At 59.7% G+C, this 16,969-nt stretch carries 14 protein-coding genes; all 14 read right to left on the bottom strand.

All coding sequences use genetic code 11. From position 1 onward, the window contains the following. Window positions 1-22: 22 nt before the first annotated feature. The 14 genes from AF337_RS00350 to AF337_RS00285 all read right to left on the bottom strand — a co-directional run bounded on the left by AF337_RS00350 (window position 23) and on the right by AF337_RS00285 (window position 15,737). Window positions 23-2,734, bottom strand: coding sequence for a type IV secretory system conjugative DNA transfer family protein (locus AF337_RS00350; protein ID WP_049730567.1), 2,712 nt, complete (start codon window positions 2,732-2,734; stop codon window positions 23-25). Then, the gene (virB11, locus tag AF337_RS00345; RefSeq protein WP_049730566.1) at window positions 2,703-3,752 is read right to left on the bottom strand and encodes a P-type DNA transfer ATPase VirB11; all 1,050 of its coding nucleotides are present in this window, start codon (window positions 3,750-3,752) and stop codon (window positions 2,703-2,705) included. Before virB11 ends, AF337_RS00350 begins: the two co-directional genes overlap by 32 nt. Further along, window positions 3,749-5,083: a type IV secretion system protein VirB10 gene (virB10, locus tag AF337_RS00340; protein ID WP_049730565.1), complete on the bottom strand. Its 1,335-nt coding sequence runs from the start codon at window positions 5,081-5,083 to the stop codon at window positions 3,749-3,751. Before virB10 ends, virB11 begins: the two co-directional genes overlap by 4 nt. A 10-nt stretch (window positions 5,084-5,093) precedes the next feature. Beyond that, on the bottom strand, window positions 5,094-5,927 hold the full coding sequence (locus AF337_RS00335; protein ID WP_049730564.1) for a TrbG/VirB9 family P-type conjugative transfer protein: 834 nt from the start codon (window positions 5,925-5,927) through the stop codon (window positions 5,094-5,096). Further along, on the bottom strand, window positions 5,924-6,658 hold the full coding sequence (locus AF337_RS00330) for a VirB8 family type IV secretion system protein (protein WP_049730563.1): 735 nt from the start codon (window positions 6,656-6,658) through the stop codon (window positions 5,924-5,926). Before AF337_RS00330 ends, AF337_RS00335 begins: the two co-directional genes overlap by 4 nt. 59 nt (window positions 6,659-6,717) lie before the next feature. Beyond that, entirely contained in the window at window positions 6,718-7,791 is a 1,074-nt protein-coding gene (locus AF337_RS00325; RefSeq protein WP_049730562.1) for a TrbL/VirB6 family protein, read from the bottom strand. Window positions 7,792-7,812: 21 nt separating this feature from the next. Then, window positions 7,813-8,022 (bottom strand): hypothetical protein, encoded by a 210-nt coding sequence (locus AF337_RS00320; RefSeq protein ID WP_049730561.1) that lies wholly within the window; start codon window positions 8,020-8,022, stop codon window positions 7,813-7,815. After that, the gene (locus AF337_RS00315) at window positions 8,019-8,810 is read right to left on the bottom strand and encodes a hypothetical protein (RefSeq protein WP_049730560.1); all 792 of its coding nucleotides are present in this window, start codon (window positions 8,808-8,810) and stop codon (window positions 8,019-8,021) included. The genes AF337_RS00320 and AF337_RS00315 overlap by 4 nt, the downstream gene beginning before the upstream one ends. Window positions 8,811-8,832: 22 nt before the next feature. Then, window positions 8,833-10,005, bottom strand: coding sequence for a lytic transglycosylase domain-containing protein (locus tag AF337_RS00310; protein WP_049730559.1), 1,173 nt, complete (start codon window positions 10,003-10,005; stop codon window positions 8,833-8,835). Beyond that, entirely contained in the window at window positions 9,983-12,502 is a 2,520-nt protein-coding gene (locus tag AF337_RS00305) for a VirB4 family type IV secretion/conjugal transfer ATPase (RefSeq protein WP_049730558.1), read from the bottom strand. The genes AF337_RS00310 and AF337_RS00305 overlap by 23 nt, the downstream gene beginning before the upstream one ends. Window positions 12,503-12,505: 3 nt before the next feature. Then, window positions 12,506-12,832 (bottom strand): VirB3 family type IV secretion system protein, encoded by a 327-nt coding sequence (locus AF337_RS00300; protein WP_049730557.1) that lies wholly within the window; start codon window positions 12,830-12,832, stop codon window positions 12,506-12,508. A 2-nt stretch (window positions 12,833-12,834) separates the two neighbouring features. After that, entirely contained in the window at window positions 12,835-13,206 is a 372-nt protein-coding gene (locus AF337_RS00295; protein ID WP_049730556.1) for a TrbC/VirB2 family protein, read from the bottom strand. Beyond that, window positions 13,203-13,910, bottom strand: a complete 708-nt coding sequence (locus AF337_RS44860; RefSeq protein ID WP_244471146.1) for a lytic transglycosylase domain-containing protein — start codon at window positions 13,908-13,910, stop codon at window positions 13,203-13,205. Before AF337_RS44860 ends, AF337_RS00295 begins: the two co-directional genes overlap by 4 nt. A 1,026-nt stretch (window positions 13,911-14,936) precedes the next feature. Then, window positions 14,937-15,737 carry a hypothetical protein gene (locus AF337_RS00285; RefSeq protein WP_049730554.1) on the bottom strand — a complete coding sequence of 267 codons (801 nt, stop codon included), beginning with the start codon at window positions 15,735-15,737 and terminating at the stop codon, window positions 14,937-14,939. Window positions 15,738-16,969: the final 1,232 nt, after the last annotated feature.

Genomic DNA, 16,969 nt, shown 5'->3' with positions numbered 1-16,969 from the left:
ATTGCTGGTGAGGGAAACGCGCCTATTCGCCCGGCTCATCGAGTTGCTCGACGTCCTCGCCCAACGGATCGCGCGCCACCCTCGCGAACTGATGCAGGCAATCCAGTGAACTCGTCTCCGTCAGGCGGTTCGATAAGGTCCCGATCAGCAGGTCGACATCCGAATTGAGGTCGGTTGGTTCGAGTGCGAGCTCGTCGGCCTGTTCGAAGATCGCATCGTTCAAGGCCCGCAAGTCGCTTCCGAACGATTCCCTGACCTCCTGCCGCTTGAGAACACCTGGCTTCGCAGGGTGCGAGGCGGCATGATCCGTAAAATGGTCGGCAGCTTGGCGTCGACGGCCGTTGCGAGCCGGAGATCCCAAATAGACATTATCCGCAAGTCTCCGCTCGTCGATTTTCAGACCAACGCCGGGGTCACGGTCGGGACCATGTCGGTTCGGCGCGCGGTCCTGTGGGCGCCTTCCCACAGGTGTCGATGCAGGTTCTTTTCGTCGCTGCTTCTGCTCGGCTGCGGATGCATCATCGTCGGCAACCCCAACCTCGCGCGTTTCATCCAGGTCGAGCCGATCCCGAAGCTCATCGAGGGAGGAGATATAGACATGGCGAACACCGTCTTTGACGATGAAGCGTTTGTCGTTGGATTGCCCGAATCGGTTGCCGGCTGCGTGGTCGCGATGGCCGATTGTCGATTCGATCGGCTCCATGCGTGGCCTGGACACTGGCCCGAATTTGCGAACTTTGGCGAACATCCGCTCGCCGCCAGAATCGAGCTTCATGATACGCATCAGCGGCATGCCGGTGACCTGCAGGATTGCCTCCTCGGGCTTCATCATCATCAGCGTGTTGACGGGAAGCAGGTCGACCGAGACCGGCACTTTCGATATCGATCTTTGGCGGCGTCCGTGGCGATGGGAATAGGAAGATTGCTCGACCCATTCCGTCGTCTTGCCGGCAGCCATCGAGACCGCAGTCGCGTCCTCCTGGCTCTGGAAGTTCATGAACAGCTTGATCGTCGATGCGCCCATGAGGATCTTCTGGCCGGAACGCTGGTACAGGCGCTCGAGCTGGGCACCATCCTGGAGAATGAACACGAAGCGCACGCCGTTCTTGCGGATCAGCGGCGCGAGCGTCAGCACCGTATCGATGCGGCCGCCATTGCCGAACTCGTCGAGCATCATCAGGACCTCGTGCTCGCCGTTGCGCAACGAACCCATCTGCACAAGCTTGTCGGCCATCTGCTGGATGAACATCGATATTAGCCGCTCGTAGATCTGCATGGCGTTCCAGTCTGCCTGGATATAAACCACCATCTTGCGCTTTCTGATGGTGTCGATCGGGATTGACGTGATCGAGGTAAGCGCTTCGACCAGCGGGTTCTGCAAGAAGTTGAGTTTGGCGACGATCTCGGCGGCAATCCCTTCACCGATCTTTTCGTGGCGGCCGGCGAATTTGGTCAATTGCATACGGGTCTGGTCGGAAAGGACCGCCTCGTAATTTTCCAGCAATTGCACGATCGCCTTGCGCTCGTCGGACATGGAATTGAGGATGCGGTACAGTTCGCTGAGCGACTTGCGCGTGTCCGGGCATTCGAGCACAAACCCCAGCATCGCCGTCAGTAGGATCCGGGCGCTCTCCTCCCAGAAGTCGGAAGAGTCGGACCGCAGGCGTTCCGGCAGCAGCATCTGCGTCAGCTTCTGCAGGTCGGTGATCCGCTGGTTCGGCTCGGTGCTGATCAGATCGAGCGGGTTATAGCCGTCGGTGAATTTCGAGCCTGGCGCCAGAAGAAATACCTCGTAGCCCTTGTTCTTCAGGTATCCCGACGTTTCCTCGAACAGCTCGCCGCTCATATCGAGGACCATCTGCGACCCTTCAAAACTCATCATCGTCGGGATGACGAAGCCTCGCGATTTGCCTTGCCCCGGCGAGCCGATGACCATGACGTGCTGGTCGCCGTCGTTGCGCAGCAGAAGCCCTTGCTTCAGACCGAGGACGATGCCGCGCTTGTCGCGCAGACGAAAATCGGCCGCATCCTTCAGGGTCGCCAGGCGCGCCCGACCCATGATCATCCGCTGACGCCGCTCAATAGCGGCGGCGATCGGAAATCCAACCAGCACGCCGGCGGCGGCAAGACCGGCAAGTGCGGCGAGCACCGTCTGCCGGGAAGGCTTCTGATAGGTCCCAGCCGTGTCGGTCGCACCGAAAGGCGCCTGATACATCGCGGCCAGATGATTACTATAGTAGCCGGCGATCTCGGCGTGTTCGCCGGCTTTGGTGGCCACGAGATAAAATGCCACGCCATAGACGATCACGCCGGCATAGGCAGCCGCGAAGACCAGAGCCGTATGCGCGATCAGGCTGAACATCGAGCGGACATGCAAAAGGTAGAGGATCTTGCGCGAAAGAGTCCTGCCTCCCTTCAGCATCCAGAGGCACAGCAGGAGAAACAGGAATGGCACGGCAAGCGTGAAAGCCAGCAGCGACAATCCGACCGTGTTGCGAGTGTGAATGATCGACCAGGTATAGCGGAGAGCATCGACGAAGCGCACCTGCCCGACATAGTCGAAGTAGGAGGCCGATCCAAAGGAGAAGATATAGGCGTCGTAGATCAGCGTAAAGAAAAGAAGCCATAGCATGACGGCGCAAAACAGGGCGACCGGCAAGGTGAAGAGCGAGGCACGCTGCAGAACGGTCCATTTTGGGCGGTCAGTCTCCGCTGACGTGAATACGCTTGCCATCTTTGTCCACCTCATCGGCAAAGTAGATCTCGCTGACGCCGCGGCCGCCGGCGGCATCGCTCTTCTTCAACTGCACCACGATCGGGATGATCGAACGGATATATCGAATGATATCGTCGCGCTCCATGCGGACATTGCTGTTGAGCACCAGCGTCGACAGGCGGTTGAACGCATGGTGCGGCGAGTTCGCATGGATGGTCGACATCGATCCGGGATGGCCGGTGTTGATCGCGTTCAGGAAATCAAAAGCCTCGTCGCCGCGCAGCTCGCCCATGAAGATCCTGTCCGGCCTGAGCCGCAGCGCCGTGGCCAGCAGATCAGTCATGGTGACCCTGGCCTCCCCTTGGCCTCCCTTCGAGACCAGCAGCGACACGACATTTTCCTGTCGCGGTTCGAGTTCCTCCGTATCCTGCATCAGGATGAAGCGTTCCTGGTTTGGAATGGAAGTCAGCATAGTGTTGAGAAACGTCGTCTTGCCGGTGGATGTCCCACCGGAAATCAGCATACTGCGGTGATTGACGGCCGCGAGTTCCAGGAAAGCGCGAATCTTGCCGGCGCGGAGCAGCGTTGAAAGCTCGATATCCACGTCATCGATATAGTCATCGCCAGTGACCTTAGTGAAGCGAAACGCGCCAGCCTTTTCGTAGTCGTCCAGGTCAAAGCGACGAATGAACTGCTTACGGATCGAGAAGGCATGCCCCGTCGCCGACGTCGGACTGAGGACGAACTGCACGCGCTCGCCGCCCGTCAGTGTCGCCGACAACAGCGGGTTCTCAGCGTTGACGGTCTGCTTGGTAAAAGACGCCGCGCGAGACGCCATGTGGCGGATTGCGTCCTGGTCCAGGCCGTCGACCTGTTGGCTGACCATGCTGAGCTGGCCGATCTTCTCGAGCCAGATCTCGTTGCTGCGCTGGCAGGAAATCTCGACGACGGCAGGATCGTCGAGAAAGGCCCGGATGGGTTCCAGCGCCTCGGCCAGAAAATGCCGTTCCGCGGAGATTGCAGGGCGTGCGTTCATTCGCCGTACCTCTGCTTGCGCAAGCTCTCGAACCGCTCGCGAACCGGATCAGGATAAAGGTCTGCGAAGTCGAGGTCGCGTGTGACGAAGACGTTGATGTCGGAACCCTGCGGGATGTGGATGGTCGGCCGGATGTTGCGGCTATCCTGGAAGGCTTCCGTGCCAAGCTGTTGAATGCCGGAAGCGATGGTCTCGGCGGCGATTTGCCGGGCGCGATCCTGTGACGTGTCGCCATTGTCCTGAGGGATGCTGGTGACGCTGCCACTGTCGTTGACGATGGTGATATTCCGGTCGGGCTTCTGACCAAGCTGGGCGATATATTGCGTGGCGCCGCCGATCAGCGTCATCAGAGCCGGCGGTCCGAACCGTTCCCAATATTTCCGGTCGACGACACCCGTCATGCCCGAGCGGCCAAGCCGGTCTGTGCCGTAGGAGCCAAGCTGCACCGAGACACCGTCCCCGCGGATCATGCGGGTCCAGACGATCAGGATACGCTCCTGCCCCCGTTCGACCCCGGACTTGTAGTCGCCGATCAGCGAGGAACCGGCCGGGATAAGGATTCGACGGCCGTCAAAGGAATAGACGTCTTCGCGGACAATCCCTTTGACCATGCCGGCCAGATCGGAATTGATCGCTGTCTCGAGCGTTCCCCGGATCATCGTGCCCTGGGGGATCCAGGCGTCGGTGCGGCGGTTCTCGGAGGCGACAGAGACTTCGACGCCTTGCCCGCTCATCGCCTTTAAGAACGCGCGGTCACTATCGGCCGCATTGCCATCCGTCGCCGCGCTCGGCTGCGCCCCCGATCCAACCCCTGACCCAAACGGTCCGGCACTCGCGCTATCGGGGGACGCTTGGGCCGCACCGGTCGTCCTGTTTGATTGGTCGAAGACCATGGCCGACGAACGTACGCGCTCCAGAAGCTTTGCCTCCCGCGCGAGTTCGATACAGCGCGGGTTGTCAGGGTTCTTGCCTCGCGTGCAATCGACTTCCGCCGGGGGTGCTACAGGAGCAGTGGCGGGAACGACAGGTGCGGGCGGTGGCGGAGGTGGCGGCGGCGGAGCCTCTGGGACTACGACCGTTGGCAACGGCGGAGGCGCTGGTGTCCTGAAGCCTTCATTGCGCGGCACCTGCGCCGGGCGAAACTCTTCGCGCGGCGACGTGTCGATCGCCGGCTCCCTCTCTCCGCTCGCCAGGAGGAAATACAGGACCGCGCCCACGCCCGCGATCGCCGCAACGACCGCGATCGGCCGCATCATGCCGGTGCCAGAACGTCTGACCTGTCCGCCGATGGCGGTATCGTTGTCGATCGAGTGGTAGCTGGGATCGGACATGGCGCACCTCCTACCGTGATTGGGGTTGCTGGTTGGCGGCTTCGGCTCCGATCCGCTTCGGAGCGACTGCGCCTTCGATGGGCGCCGGGGTGTCGGCGGGAGAAGTCCGGAGATTGAACAGGCAGGTCTCCTCCTCCGTCCCAAAGCGCAGGGACCACTGCCGCGAGACCTTGTCGATGACGATGTAATCGGCCTCCCGACGATAGTTCACGAGGCTCTCGCTCCGCTTGGGGTCGACAATGAAGATCGCCGGGATGTCGCCGGTGAACTTCATGAAGGTCTTCACCCCATCGTCGAAGACCCACAGGGGCTTGGCGGCATCGTTGCCTTTGAAGCCATAGTCGTAATTGACCTTGTCGCGACGAATGTTGTTGATGTTCGGATTGCGCTCGGCATCCTGAGCCTGCTTCCAGAGCTCGGCAGTTCCTTTCAAGCCGGCATCTTCCGGATACGTGAATGTCAGCTTGAAGGTCTGGTTCTGCATCGCCTTGCTATCGTTGACGCGCAGATCGAAAGAATAGGTTCGCTTCGTGGTCACAACCGACAGATTGGTCGCCGCGTCCTTCTCCATCGGCTTCAATGTCAACGAACGCCTGTCGGCCGAGGTGAGGATCTGCCAGGAGACGGTGTCGCCCGCGACGACCTGTGTGATTTCCTCGTCAGTACCGAAGAGAATGGTTGTGACCAGCCCATAGGTGCCGGTGACGAGAAATACCTGCTCGGCGGAATACGGAAGTGACCGGACGCGCGGGTCAAGCCGGCCCGGCCGTGCCAGGAGCTCGCCATGAACGGCTGCTGGACTCAGCAGCAGAACGAGGGAAAATGCGGCGGCGCATCTCTTCATGGGGCGAGCCCCGACGGCATAGTCTCCGGGACCTTCACATATTCGGTAACGACAAAGCCGAGCGGATTGTAAAGCCGAACCCGGTTGCTGGCCGGCAGATTGATCTGGCGAAAGCGTACCGTTGCAGACCACCGATTAACGACGTCACCGCCACGTTGGCGCTCCCGTGTCTCAAACCGGACGGCCATGGTCGAGGCATTGAGCGGATTGACCGAGAGTATGTCAGGACGGATGTCACCGGTCGCGCCCATGGTTTTCACAGGCCCTCGTGGGTTGGATGGGTTCATCCACTCCTCGTAATCCTTAAAAGCTTCCGAGTTCGGCTCCGACCAAAGCGCGATCATGTCGAAATTGTCCGACAGATAGCGCGGATCGTAGGTCTCCCGCCGAATGACGTAATTGCCGACGAAGGAGGCCCGAACGGCCTGCATTTCCGAGACGCTCGACCGATCTTTGTCAAGCGACGTCACGGTTTCCATGTATCCCGTGTTCTTGTCGACGATGAGAGGAACGACCTCGGTGCGGACAAGGGGGAAAAGCTGGGCCACCGAAAAAGAAAGCACGCCGGCGACGACCCAGCCGGCAACGGCGAAGGCCAACAGGATGAGACCAATCAAGGTCCTGAGCGAGCGGTTCTTTTCTCCCCAAGACAAATGCTGATCGTAGATATGCTGCGGACCGGGGACATGATCGGCCGGGGCGGCCCTCAATTGCTTTTTGAACAATGCCAATTTTCGAACCTCAAATTCGTGGGCGCCTAAATCGTGGAAACATCTCTGTCGCCGTATCGTCATTCGCCGTTGCGGCGCCGATTGGTCAGCATGCGGCCGAGTGCGCCCGCACCTGCCAAGCTACTGCTGCCGGCGAGCGCCGCTGCGGCTACCGCGCCTCTGGGGCCTGCCAACATGCCAAGAGCAACCGCTGCGGCCTGCCCGGCTCTCGAATTGCTGGCCGACAGTCCCCTCCGTGCCGATCCATATGCCGCGTCGACGCCGCCCCCGCCCGGCACCCCGGATATGGCAGCGCCGTAAGCGAAGGTGCGGGCAAAATCAGGAACCTGAAAAATGAAGTAGGAGATCAGTGCCAGGTACAGAACCATGGCGAGCACGATCGCGAGCGCATTCTCCTTGGTCGCCATGTCACCGTTGATGGTGTCCATCATGCCGATCAGAAAGCCGAACGACAGCCCGGCCATGATGTAGGTGAACAGAAGCATGAACATGCCGTAGGCGACGCCCCTTACCCAGGCGTCGAAGACGAAGCGCGTGATGCCGAAGAAATAGCAGAGGATGGCGATCGGCCCGATCGCCAGCATCACCGCGGTGATCATCTTGGCAAACAGCGTCACGCCAGTGAGGATCAAGAGCATAGGCAGTAGGCCGAAGACCAGCACGATGAAGACGACGACAGCGCCGGTGACGTTCGGCAGCCAGCCGGACTCGTAGGAATTGAAGAGCTGCATGGCGAAGTCGTAGACTTTGCGCGCCATCGACGCGACTTGGCTGGCGAGATCCGAGCCCGCAGACTGCCCGCCCATTGCCGAGGAAATCGCTGAGCCGAGATCCTGTGGCGTCGACAGCACGAACTGGCCGATATTGTCGTAGAATGTGGCCCAGGACATGATCAGGGCATAGGCCAACGCCAGTTTGAACGCCGTGACGGCCATGTCCTGCAACGATACGCTGGAAAACCCGAGCGCGCCCCAGAGAAAATACAGGATGAGGAAGAGCGCCAGGATCCCGGAGACGAGATTACCGTTTTCGGCAAACAGACCCCAGGCTCGTTCCAGCGACGCTTCGTTGACCTTGTCGAAGTAACGCAAGGCATCGCCATAGAAATTGATCGCGTAGCTGACCGGATCCATGTCGCATCCTGTAAGTGGCTTCTAGAATTGATTGACGGGTCGCATGGGACCGCAATCGTTCACGACGGCTGCCGCCAATGCCTGTTCAGCGGGTCCAGGCTTCTGCTCCTTATCAAAGCCGAGTGCTGGCATCGGGTTCTCGTCGGCGGAGCACTTCGCCAGTTGTTCTTGTTTGCCGGCGCAGCCGGAAAGCGCCACGCAGCCGAGGACAAGGACGAGGATCGGCCTCACTGTGACTGCTCCTCGAACGCCTTCAGTTGATCCCGCACGGAGACGCCTTGCTGACCGGCACCGTCATCACGCATGACGCTGTCGGGGAGCGTCGCGAACGTCTTGAGGTTCTGAGACGACGTCGCGAGCGCGGCCTTGTATTGTTGGTTCAACAGCATGACCTGATTGTTGAGCGAGCCGACGGCCTCGTTGGCGGTCTGGTTGCCCTGCAGCACCATCTGGGTGTTCTGCTCCAGCGCTCCCTTCAGATCCTGCGCGGTGCCGACCTGCTGTGTCGCCTGCATGAAGGAGTTCTGTCTATCCTTGGTGGCGCTATTCATCGCGTCGGTGAGCGCCGTCATGGTCGTCAGGGCGTTTATGCCTTGCGAATAAGCCTGGTTGGCACCGGAGAGCTCGCCCCCCTTGACCGTGTCGGCGATCATCTTCACCAGATTCAAGCCATTGATCAGCTTGGCGGCCGTATTCTGGAACTGGCCGCCGATACCGCCGAACACAGCTTGATTGCCGGACAAGATGCTGTTGAAATCCGGCGCCTGCCCCATGCTGAAACCATTGCCAGTCGCAAGCTTGGCAAACTGGCTAGCATCCTGGGTGCGATCGCCGGTGATCGCCTGCAGCGTCTTCGTCGTATTGTCCTTGACGACTGACGTGTCCTGCTGGATCTGCGACGATAGCCGCTTGATCTCCTCGCTCAGAGATATGTTCTCTGCATCCTTGACCGGCACCTGCGCGTAAGCGTGCGAGGCGGCGATGATGCCAAGAGCCGCCGCGATAATGAATGTCTTCATGTGCCTAACCTCTCTTGCTCGTTCAGTTTGCTGTCGGTCTGGCGTCGACGACCGTCACCAGACCCAGTGCTGGATCCTGCATAACCGAGAAGGTCGCGACGTCGCCGTTGACGCGCGCCTGTTCCTGCAGGTCCTCAAGCCAGCCCTGGATCTGTTCGGTCGTCGCCGTCGACGGCACGGCGAAGCAGCGGGTGCTGCCGGTATCGGCGATCGTCGTCGGGCATTGGATCTGCGCCATGACAAGCGAACCGTCGTGATCCTTCGCATTGCCGCCGGCAGCGCCGCGCAGGTTCGCCGATGACGATTGCAACCCGGCCTGAAGACGCTGCAAATATTGCTGGCTCGCTTCCGTCGACTTCTCGACAAACGCGTTCCACACGTTCCCGCGCTCGATCTGTGCCTCTGTGTTGCGATCGACGGCCTTCTTCAACTGTTCGCCGCAACCCGTGCTATCGCTGACAGTTTCCGGCTCGGCTTCAGTGCCGGATGGAGGAGTACGGTCGCCATTCTGCGCCTTGTTGCGGCTGTAATAGGCCGAAACCTTTTTGACGTAGTCCTGCGTCTCGGGAATGTTTGGGATCTGTCCATTCTGCAGCGACTGGCGATACGGCCCTGCATTATAGCCGGCGGCAATCAGGTCGTAGCGATTGCCGAACATCCCTTGGAGTTGCTTGATGTATTTGATGCCACCGCGAATGTTGTCGCGCGTGTCATAGGGATTGACGCCAAGACCTGCCGCGGTTCCCGGCATTAACTGCATGACGCCGGTCGCGCCAACGGCGGAACGCGCGGATTGCCGGAAGCGCGATTCCTGTTCGGCAATCGCCATGGCAAAGTTTGGATCGACGCCCTGGCGGAGCGCCTCGTCCTCGACCATGCGAGCGACCTCCTGTTGGCTCGGGGTCCGCTTCGATGGTGCGGCGGGCGCTGTGTTTCCTGCCATACCTTCCGCCGAACAATCGGCCGGTGCGCCCGAGCCTTGGCCGGGTGCTACGCTGTCGGTCGTTCCGCCCGTGGCGCCCTTTACCCCTTGAGTGTCCGCCTCATAGCTCTTGTACCAGTTCAACGTCTCCTGCTGGATCTTCAGACGAGCGTTGTCTATGACGGGCACCTGTGCGTAGGCGGTCGGGGTCGTCACAGCGGCGAGCACCAGGAGGCTGACGGTCGCCAGCTCAGAAAGCCTTGCGGTCTTCATCGGACGCGCCTCCCTCCCAGTTGCAGAACTTCGAAAGCCAGCCTTTCGGATCGTCGCCGTATTCGTCGAGCAGCAGCTCGACTTCGCGCACGGTCTCTTCCCTCCCAGAGAGCACCTTGATGAATTCCGGCATGTGGGACATGTCGACGCGCGCGATGACGCTGCTCTTGGCTTGCTTGATCAGCATGAAGCGCGAACTTGGGTCGCCGTTCTTGACCCAGTCAAATTCGGCCCTGGAGAGCCCGAAATGCTCCATGTAGGAGTTCTCGTCGGCCTTCGGATTGGCGAAAAAAATGTTGGTCGACGTCTGCTCGATGATCGTCCGGCTGACGCTCGATTGAACCACGTCGTCGGCGGACTGCGTGCCAAAGATCACCAGACCGTTCCGTTTACGAATGGTCTTGAAATAGTCTTTCATCGTGCGCTTGAACTCGTCGTCATCGAGCAGCTTCCAGGCTTCGTCCATCAGGTTGATGATCGGCGCCTTGCCGTCATAGATCGCGTCGAGCCGATGAAACATGTACAGAAGCGCTGCTGTGCGCACCGTGGGATCGTCAAGGATCGACGTCATGTCGAAGCCGATCATCGGCCTGGAAATGTCGAGATTGTCATCGGCGTTGTCGAAGAGCCACGCATAGGGGCCATGACCGACCCATTTATCGAGCCTCGCGATCAGGCTCCCCTCGGTTCTCTCGCTGCCGGCAAGAAGAGCACGTAGCGACGACAGACGGCGATAGGACCTGTCCTTCGTCTTCAGGACCGACTTGATGGCGTTGCGAATAATCGCCTCTTCCTGCGGCGTCAGGTTCTCTCCTTCCTTCGAGGGCTTCAACATAAAGCTCAGAAGGCCGTATAGAAAAACCCGGTTCTCTTCGGTGTCATCGAGAAGGAGCGGATTCCAGCCGGACGGTTCTCCGGGCTCCAGCGCGATGTAGGTGCCGCCTGCAGCGCGTACCATGATGTCGAGGCCGCGGTCCTTGTCGAAGACGATCGTCTTCAGGCGCGGGCTGACCCTGTAGGCTTGCAGGATCAGAAAAGCCATGATCACGGTCTTGCCCGATCCGGTTGGGCCGAAGACAGTGGTGTGCCCGACATCGCCCTGATGGAAATTGAAGAAGAAGGGTGTGCCAGACGTCGTCTCAAAAATGGTGATCGCCGGCCCCCAATGGTTACCGTCCGGCTTGCCATAGGGATAGGCGTGGAAGCTGCTTAAACCCGCGCAATTAAGGGTCGAGATCAAGGCTCGGCGGGCAATGTACGCCTGGTTGCCGGGAAGCTGCGCCCAATAGGCCGGCTCGGCATTCAGGTCTTCGCGAACGTAGGAGGCGCCGAGCGCTCCCAATTCATTGCCGATAAGGGCCACCGCGTCGTCCAGCTGGGCCGTCGACTTGGCGACGGGCATGACGGTGAGATGGTGCTCGGTGAAGGCGACGCGCTTGCGAGCCAGTTCGTCACGGGCAATGTCGAGATTGGCCTGGACGCTAGAACCACCCTCGTCGGCTTTCGACATCTGCCGGTCGAGCCTCTCGATCCGGCTGCGCGCCGCCATGTCGTCGATGAATGACATCGACTGGGTTAGCACGATCTCGAATGGCAGCTTGAGAACATAGTCGAGCATGCCGGCCCCGGTCTCAGGCGGGTACTCCTTCAGCGATACAATCGCGGCATATCGATCATCGTCCTGCGTATCGCCCTGCAAATGGATGACCCGGTTGCCGATCGACGTTCGACGTGCGGGAAGCATTTGGTCGATCGGGATATTGCCAAGCCGGATCGGTCGGACGCGCCCACCGTTCAGGAGCGTGTAGAAGAATTCACACTGTTCCGAGAACCAGATCTTCCGCATGCCCTCCTCGACCACCATGTCTTCGGAGATGTCGCGATGGATCTTCCTTCCGTTCCCTAGATCGGCTTCGACGCGTTGCATATCGCGCAGAACCTTGGGACCATAGACAGCAAGGGACTTCTCAAGTGCGCGCGTCGCCTCGACCAATTTATCGCGCATCGCGCGAAACTGCTCCCTGCGCACGACATTGCCGCCGACGCCCATGATCCGGGACAGCGCCGATCCCTTCTTGAACAATGGCCGGACGACCAGCGACACGTAGGTGTCGTTGACGAACATTTCGTTCTTGGAGATGCTCGATTGATAGACGTCGTCGAGACGCCGCATGAAGGGGTCGGAGAAACCGGAGGGAAGCGATGGCGCAACCTTGCGCCTGATGACGTGGGTATAGAGCGCGAAATTGCCGATGGACGAAATCGCTCGAAAGGCCGAATTGCGCTGGCGCTGCAGCATGTTGATCGTCTCGATATCAGCTGTCTCAAATGAGAAGCCGGTCAGCTTTATGGTCGAGACCAGGCAATCGTTCTTCAGTCGAATGATACCATTTTCAATCGGCACGTAGAACGGCACATGGGTCGATATACTGCGGTCGGCAAATATCTCCCATCCCTTCGACAAGGTTCCTTTCAGCGATCTTGCCATCGTGCTCATGGGTCAAGCTCCGTAGGTTCGGATGCCGCCGCCGAGCCGACGGCCGAGCGGGTTGATGCCGCACAGGCTGAGCCTCCCGACGATGTCGAAGAACCAGAGGTCGAGCTTGACTGTGAGCACATAGAGGACGGTGTGCAGAACGACGAAGGAGACCGGGAACCAGAGGATCGAGCCCAAGATCATGAACACCATCAGCGAGACAAAGCATTCCGCTAGAAAATAGGTGTATGGTATGCCCATCACGGTCGGCGGCCGCGTGAGCGCGAGAATGACGGGATAGCACTCGATATAATCGTCGCCACCGTCGGCAGTGCTTGTAGGCCCGGCCATGATCAGGATCCGCCGCCAGCCAGGAAATCAACGAGTTCGGCGGCGGCAAACATGCCGGCAAGGCTTCCTCCGACGCGGAGCAGCGCTCCCCAGGACCAGTATCCGAAGGCCGCCGCCAGAAACATTCCGATGAAGGCGATCGCGCCGACCGAGCGACCGAAGGGTCCAGTGAAAAACTGTACCAGCCGATCGGCGGCGTTCTGCAATGCGTCGAGATTTTGCGCTGCGGCTGGCTCAAACTGACTGATGAGAATGATCAGGCTGGCGGTGACGATGATTGCGGCATTGCCGATCCATTTCTGTCTCATCAGCGAGTACCAGACCGCGCGCCCGTAGACGACGAGGACCTGGATTGCAAATTCGGAACGATTCATGGGTGCACCTCTTCCTTGACGATTTTTACCGGGCCGCCGAGTGGGATTTCAGCGGCCTCCTCTTGGCTCCGGCTTGCCGCTACGGGCGTGCCTGAAATGGAAAAGACAAGCATTGGGGATCTAGCCCGATCAGCGCGACCTATAGGACGACCAGGGGCCGGGGCGGACGGAGTTGCGTTGGCAGTGCTTGAAGCTGATGAAGGTGACGATGCACCCGTGTAGTAGCCAACGACCCGCGTCACATAGTCGGCAGTCTCCTGAATCAGAGGCAAGGAATGACGCGCGTCGACGCGGGGTTCGCCGGCATTATAGGCGGAGGCGACGAGAACCGGATTGCGATATTTATCGATGAGGAGGCGCAGGAAGCGGGTACCGGCACGGATATTCTGCTCGGGATCCGTAAGGTCGGCAGCGCCGAAAGCCTTCCCAATCTTCGGCATGACCTGCATCAGGCCGATGGCGCCAGCGGCACTGACCAGTTCGGGATCGAAATCGCCATTCTCGGCTCGCATGATCGACAGCACCCAGTTCGGATCGACGCCCTCTTCGACGGCGATCTTTATGGCAAGCGCGGTATACTCCTGGGGCATTTGGGAGATGAGGTCTGCTCGCGCTCCGGCCGTCGCGCTGCTCTTGCGAGGCTCACCTGCCTGGTTGACGGCCGCGATCACCGGCTGATCATCAGCGGAAAAAACGCTGATCAACGAATATACGCCTGGTTTGGCTCCGGCACCTCCCCTCGGGGCCGTGCCTCGCGCGTCAAGGCTGCTTTCCATCGTTTCGACCACATTTGTCCCCAGTGGAGACAGGCTGGCCGTCATCTTATCGGCAGTGTCGGGTACACCGATCCGCTGTGAGAAATTGGTCCAATTGATTGCCGGCGACGAGGCTGCGCTCTCCGTGGTCGTCGCGGCCACGGCAGCCAAACTCGGCTGGGTTGCCGCGAAGCCTGATCTAAAGTCGTCAACAGAACGCAGCCGATCGCCCCGCTGAGGCGGTTGCGCGGCTACGATAAACTGACCGCCTTTCCCGGTACTGGCGGTGAAAGAGGTCAGGAGAAGAACAGATGTAAGTGCAGGCCAAAAAACGTGTCGCGACCATTCCGTTTGCGGTCTCTGGAGGGGAGAAAGCGGGGTGAGAAACATGGCCAAACCAGTTCATGAATTATACTGCGGTATAATACCTTGAACTGTATCCCGCCCTGGAAATCAACCACAAAATTGCACTTGAGTATAATTCTTGGAGAGATTCACGCTCTGCGCCAAAAAATTTATAAGAAACTTCAATCCCTTAGACGCGACCACGGGTCAGGCGTCCACCGGTATTTAAATTGCTCCCGATCGCCGAGAATTCGCGCTAGGCGAACCGCCGTGCCGCCCTTGATCAACACGGAGCCGGCATCAGCTCCTGATTGAGCCCCATAGATTCGGCACACGAAATTTGGCAACTCCCGCTGGACTCTCGGAGCGGGCCAGCACGACGATACCTGATACCGAACGTAGTCACGATCGGTCGCCAGGGCTAGCGTGACCTCTTGTACCGGGCCAAGGCGATGCCGCCCGAACTTCGTGCCATATTCCAGCTGGCACTCGACAATATTGCTTCGATAGTCTCGGCAGGCTGTGAGGCTCAGATATGCAAATGGTGGTGCTGGCGACGGCCGCGCTGGTGGCGGTAATTGCCCGCATCCCGAAAGAACGAGCGGAATGGCTAGAAGTCGCGATAGTGCTCTAGAGATCTGCATGATCCGCCTCCTGATGTTCCTGCTGATACCCGGCGTGGCCGAGCGCTTTGAGAAAGAGATCGCGGGCAAGCGCGCAATATGGCGACGACGCCTGCGCGAGATGAAGCTGTGTCAGCACCAATCCAAGATAGGAAACGGTTGCCACCACACTGGCCAAATCGTCGTTGACGGCGTCGCGAAGCACCTCGCGACCGTCATGCCCCCTGACAAGAACGGCGTAGTCGTTGCGCGCGATGCTATGCCACAATTCGAGTGTACCAGTATGGCCACCTGGGCTCTCCGTGTCGCAGACGAGCACAACCGCGTAGTCTGGATACGGGAAGTCGGTTTCCTCGATCGATGTGTCGCCGTGAAACTCTGTCAGGACCGCGTTCGAGGAGTAGATCAGCAGCCGTTCATTCACTACCAGCCGCCTCTGCCCCAAACGAACGAAACCATTCATCACTGAAGACCGGATCGTGGGCGGTGGGAGAGCCTCGGTGCAATGCTCACAAATCGGCACCAAGCAATCGTTTCTGAAAGCGAACATGCTATGGAAGCGGTTGACGACGTACTGCTCGATATTTTGAGTTCGACCGCTCAGCGTTTCGACAAATGCAAACCCGTCCAGTGAAGCCGGGGGCCTCGTCAGGATATCGTTTTCGGCGGAGTCGGCGGGATCTCCGATCAAGCTCGACGGCCCCACGACGATGCCAGCAGATCGCGTTTGCGCGCCGCAGCTCGGGCAGTCGACGCAAAGCGGGACCTTGTACCATTCCTTGGTCAGAAGAGATCGGCTTTGCGTCATCGAAAACGTGCGTTCATCAAACGGGGAATGGCAGCTGGAACGGCCGGGCAGAGGGCGAAAACTAGCGTCGCGAGAACTTATACTTCAGTGTAATTATTTGCAACCGGTAGAGGTTTCATAAGTCTGAACCCCGACGCGTTGCTGAAATGCGCCGTGCAGTAAATCCGCCCTCAGAACTCGTGAAAGGTGCGTTCGCTGGCGGGACCTGGGTACATTTCATCGCCCGATGCCAATTGCCTAAAAAACCATCCGGCAGATCGGCGATTCCCCATTCGCTCATTCGCGCACAATCACCTACTCGCTGAATCTCGGTCGCACTCAGTCGCCGAACCGCGCATTCACTCATTAGCCGATACGCTTAAACGCCCGTTCGCTCATACCCCGATGTACCCAATCACCTAATTGGTCATTCGGCGGATCGGCGTGGCACCTATGCGCCAATTTGCGCAAACACCTATTCGCTGATTCACGCATGCGCTGATTGACCGCTTGGCTTATTCTCTCAAAGACCGATGCGCTCCAGACCCCTGTCACTGCCGATCTACCCAACCAGCCAATTGCTCGTTCGGCGGATCGGCATTTCGCCTATTCGCTCACTCGCGCATTCACCTATTCGCCGAAAATCTGTTGTTCCCGATCGCATCCGGCGGTCAACACCCAGTGGTCGCCTGCCCCCAACCTTCCCCCGTGGGCCCGGCGCCTCTTCGCTGTGCTGTTCGTCTCTGGATCGACGGGAAACGGGCGACGCCTCCGTCGCCGGCTCGCCCTGGCGACAATCGCCCCTCGGGCGAAACGGCTATTGGTATACCAATAGCCTATCCTGCCATCTCTCACCAAATCGGCCTGGACGCCGTGCCCGAGGCGCCATGCTGTTGCGAGTCGTCAGACAAAGCAACAGCGATCACAGGCGCACGCCTGTGATCCGCGCCGGAGGAACAGCGCGGTGGCCGGGCCGATTTGGTGAGAGATGCTGAAGCGAGCCGTCGTCGTGAGCTGCCGGGATGTCCGTGACCGAAGGGAGCGGGCATCGATGGCATGCGAACGATGAGACGGCGAGCGCACCGCAGGAGGAGAGGATCACCGGGAGCGGATGCCCGAAGCATGAGGGCGAAGCTCACGGTGATCCTCTCCTCCGTCTTGTTTGAGGAAGTCGCGGCAGCGTCCGTCTACCGGCCCGAAAGGCCGGGCGGGTCTCGACCCGCACCGCTTGGAGAGGGGTGTTTGAGGGGAGA

This window comes from Rhizobium ecuadorense, from assembly GCF_001187535.1.
GTDB lineage: Bacteria > Pseudomonadota > Alphaproteobacteria > Rhizobiales > Rhizobiaceae > Rhizobium > Rhizobium ecuadorense.
This window is presented reverse-complemented; position numbering and strand designations above follow the sequence as displayed.

Coding starts and splice junctions, on each gene's coding strand:
- AF337_RS00295 (WP_049730556.1), bottom strand. CDS start 13,206: ATGAATCGTTCCGAATTTGCAATCCAGGTCCTCGTCGTCTACGGGCGC.
- AF337_RS00285 (WP_049730554.1), bottom strand. CDS start 15,737: ATGACGCAAAGCCGATCTCTTCTGACCAAGGAATGGTACAAGGTCCCG.
- AF337_RS00325 (WP_049730562.1), bottom strand. CDS start 7,791: ATGGATCCGGTCAGCTACGCGATCAATTTCTATGGCGATGCCTTGCGT.
- AF337_RS00335 (WP_049730564.1), bottom strand. CDS start 5,927: ATGAAGAGATGCGCCGCCGCATTTTCCCTCGTTCTGCTGCTGAGTCCA.
- virB10 (WP_049730565.1), bottom strand. CDS start 5,083: ATGTCCGATCCCAGCTACCACTCGATCGACAACGATACCGCCATCGGC.
- virB11 (WP_049730566.1), bottom strand. CDS start 3,752: ATGAACGCACGCCCTGCAATCTCCGCGGAACGGCATTTTCTGGCCGAG.
- AF337_RS00350 (WP_049730567.1), bottom strand. CDS start 2,734: ATGGCAAGCGTATTCACGTCAGCGGAGACTGACCGCCCAAAATGGACC.
- AF337_RS00315 (WP_049730560.1), bottom strand. CDS start 8,810: ATGAAGACATTCATTATCGCGGCGGCTCTTGGCATCATCGCCGCCTCG.
- AF337_RS00305 (WP_049730558.1), bottom strand. CDS start 12,502: ATGAGCACGATGGCAAGATCGCTGAAAGGAACCTTGTCGAAGGGATGG.
- AF337_RS00310 (WP_049730559.1), bottom strand. CDS start 10,005: ATGAAGACCGCAAGGCTTTCTGAGCTGGCGACCGTCAGCCTCCTGGTG.
- AF337_RS00300 (WP_049730557.1), bottom strand. CDS start 12,832: ATGGCCGGGCCTACAAGCACTGCCGACGGTGGCGACGATTATATCGAG.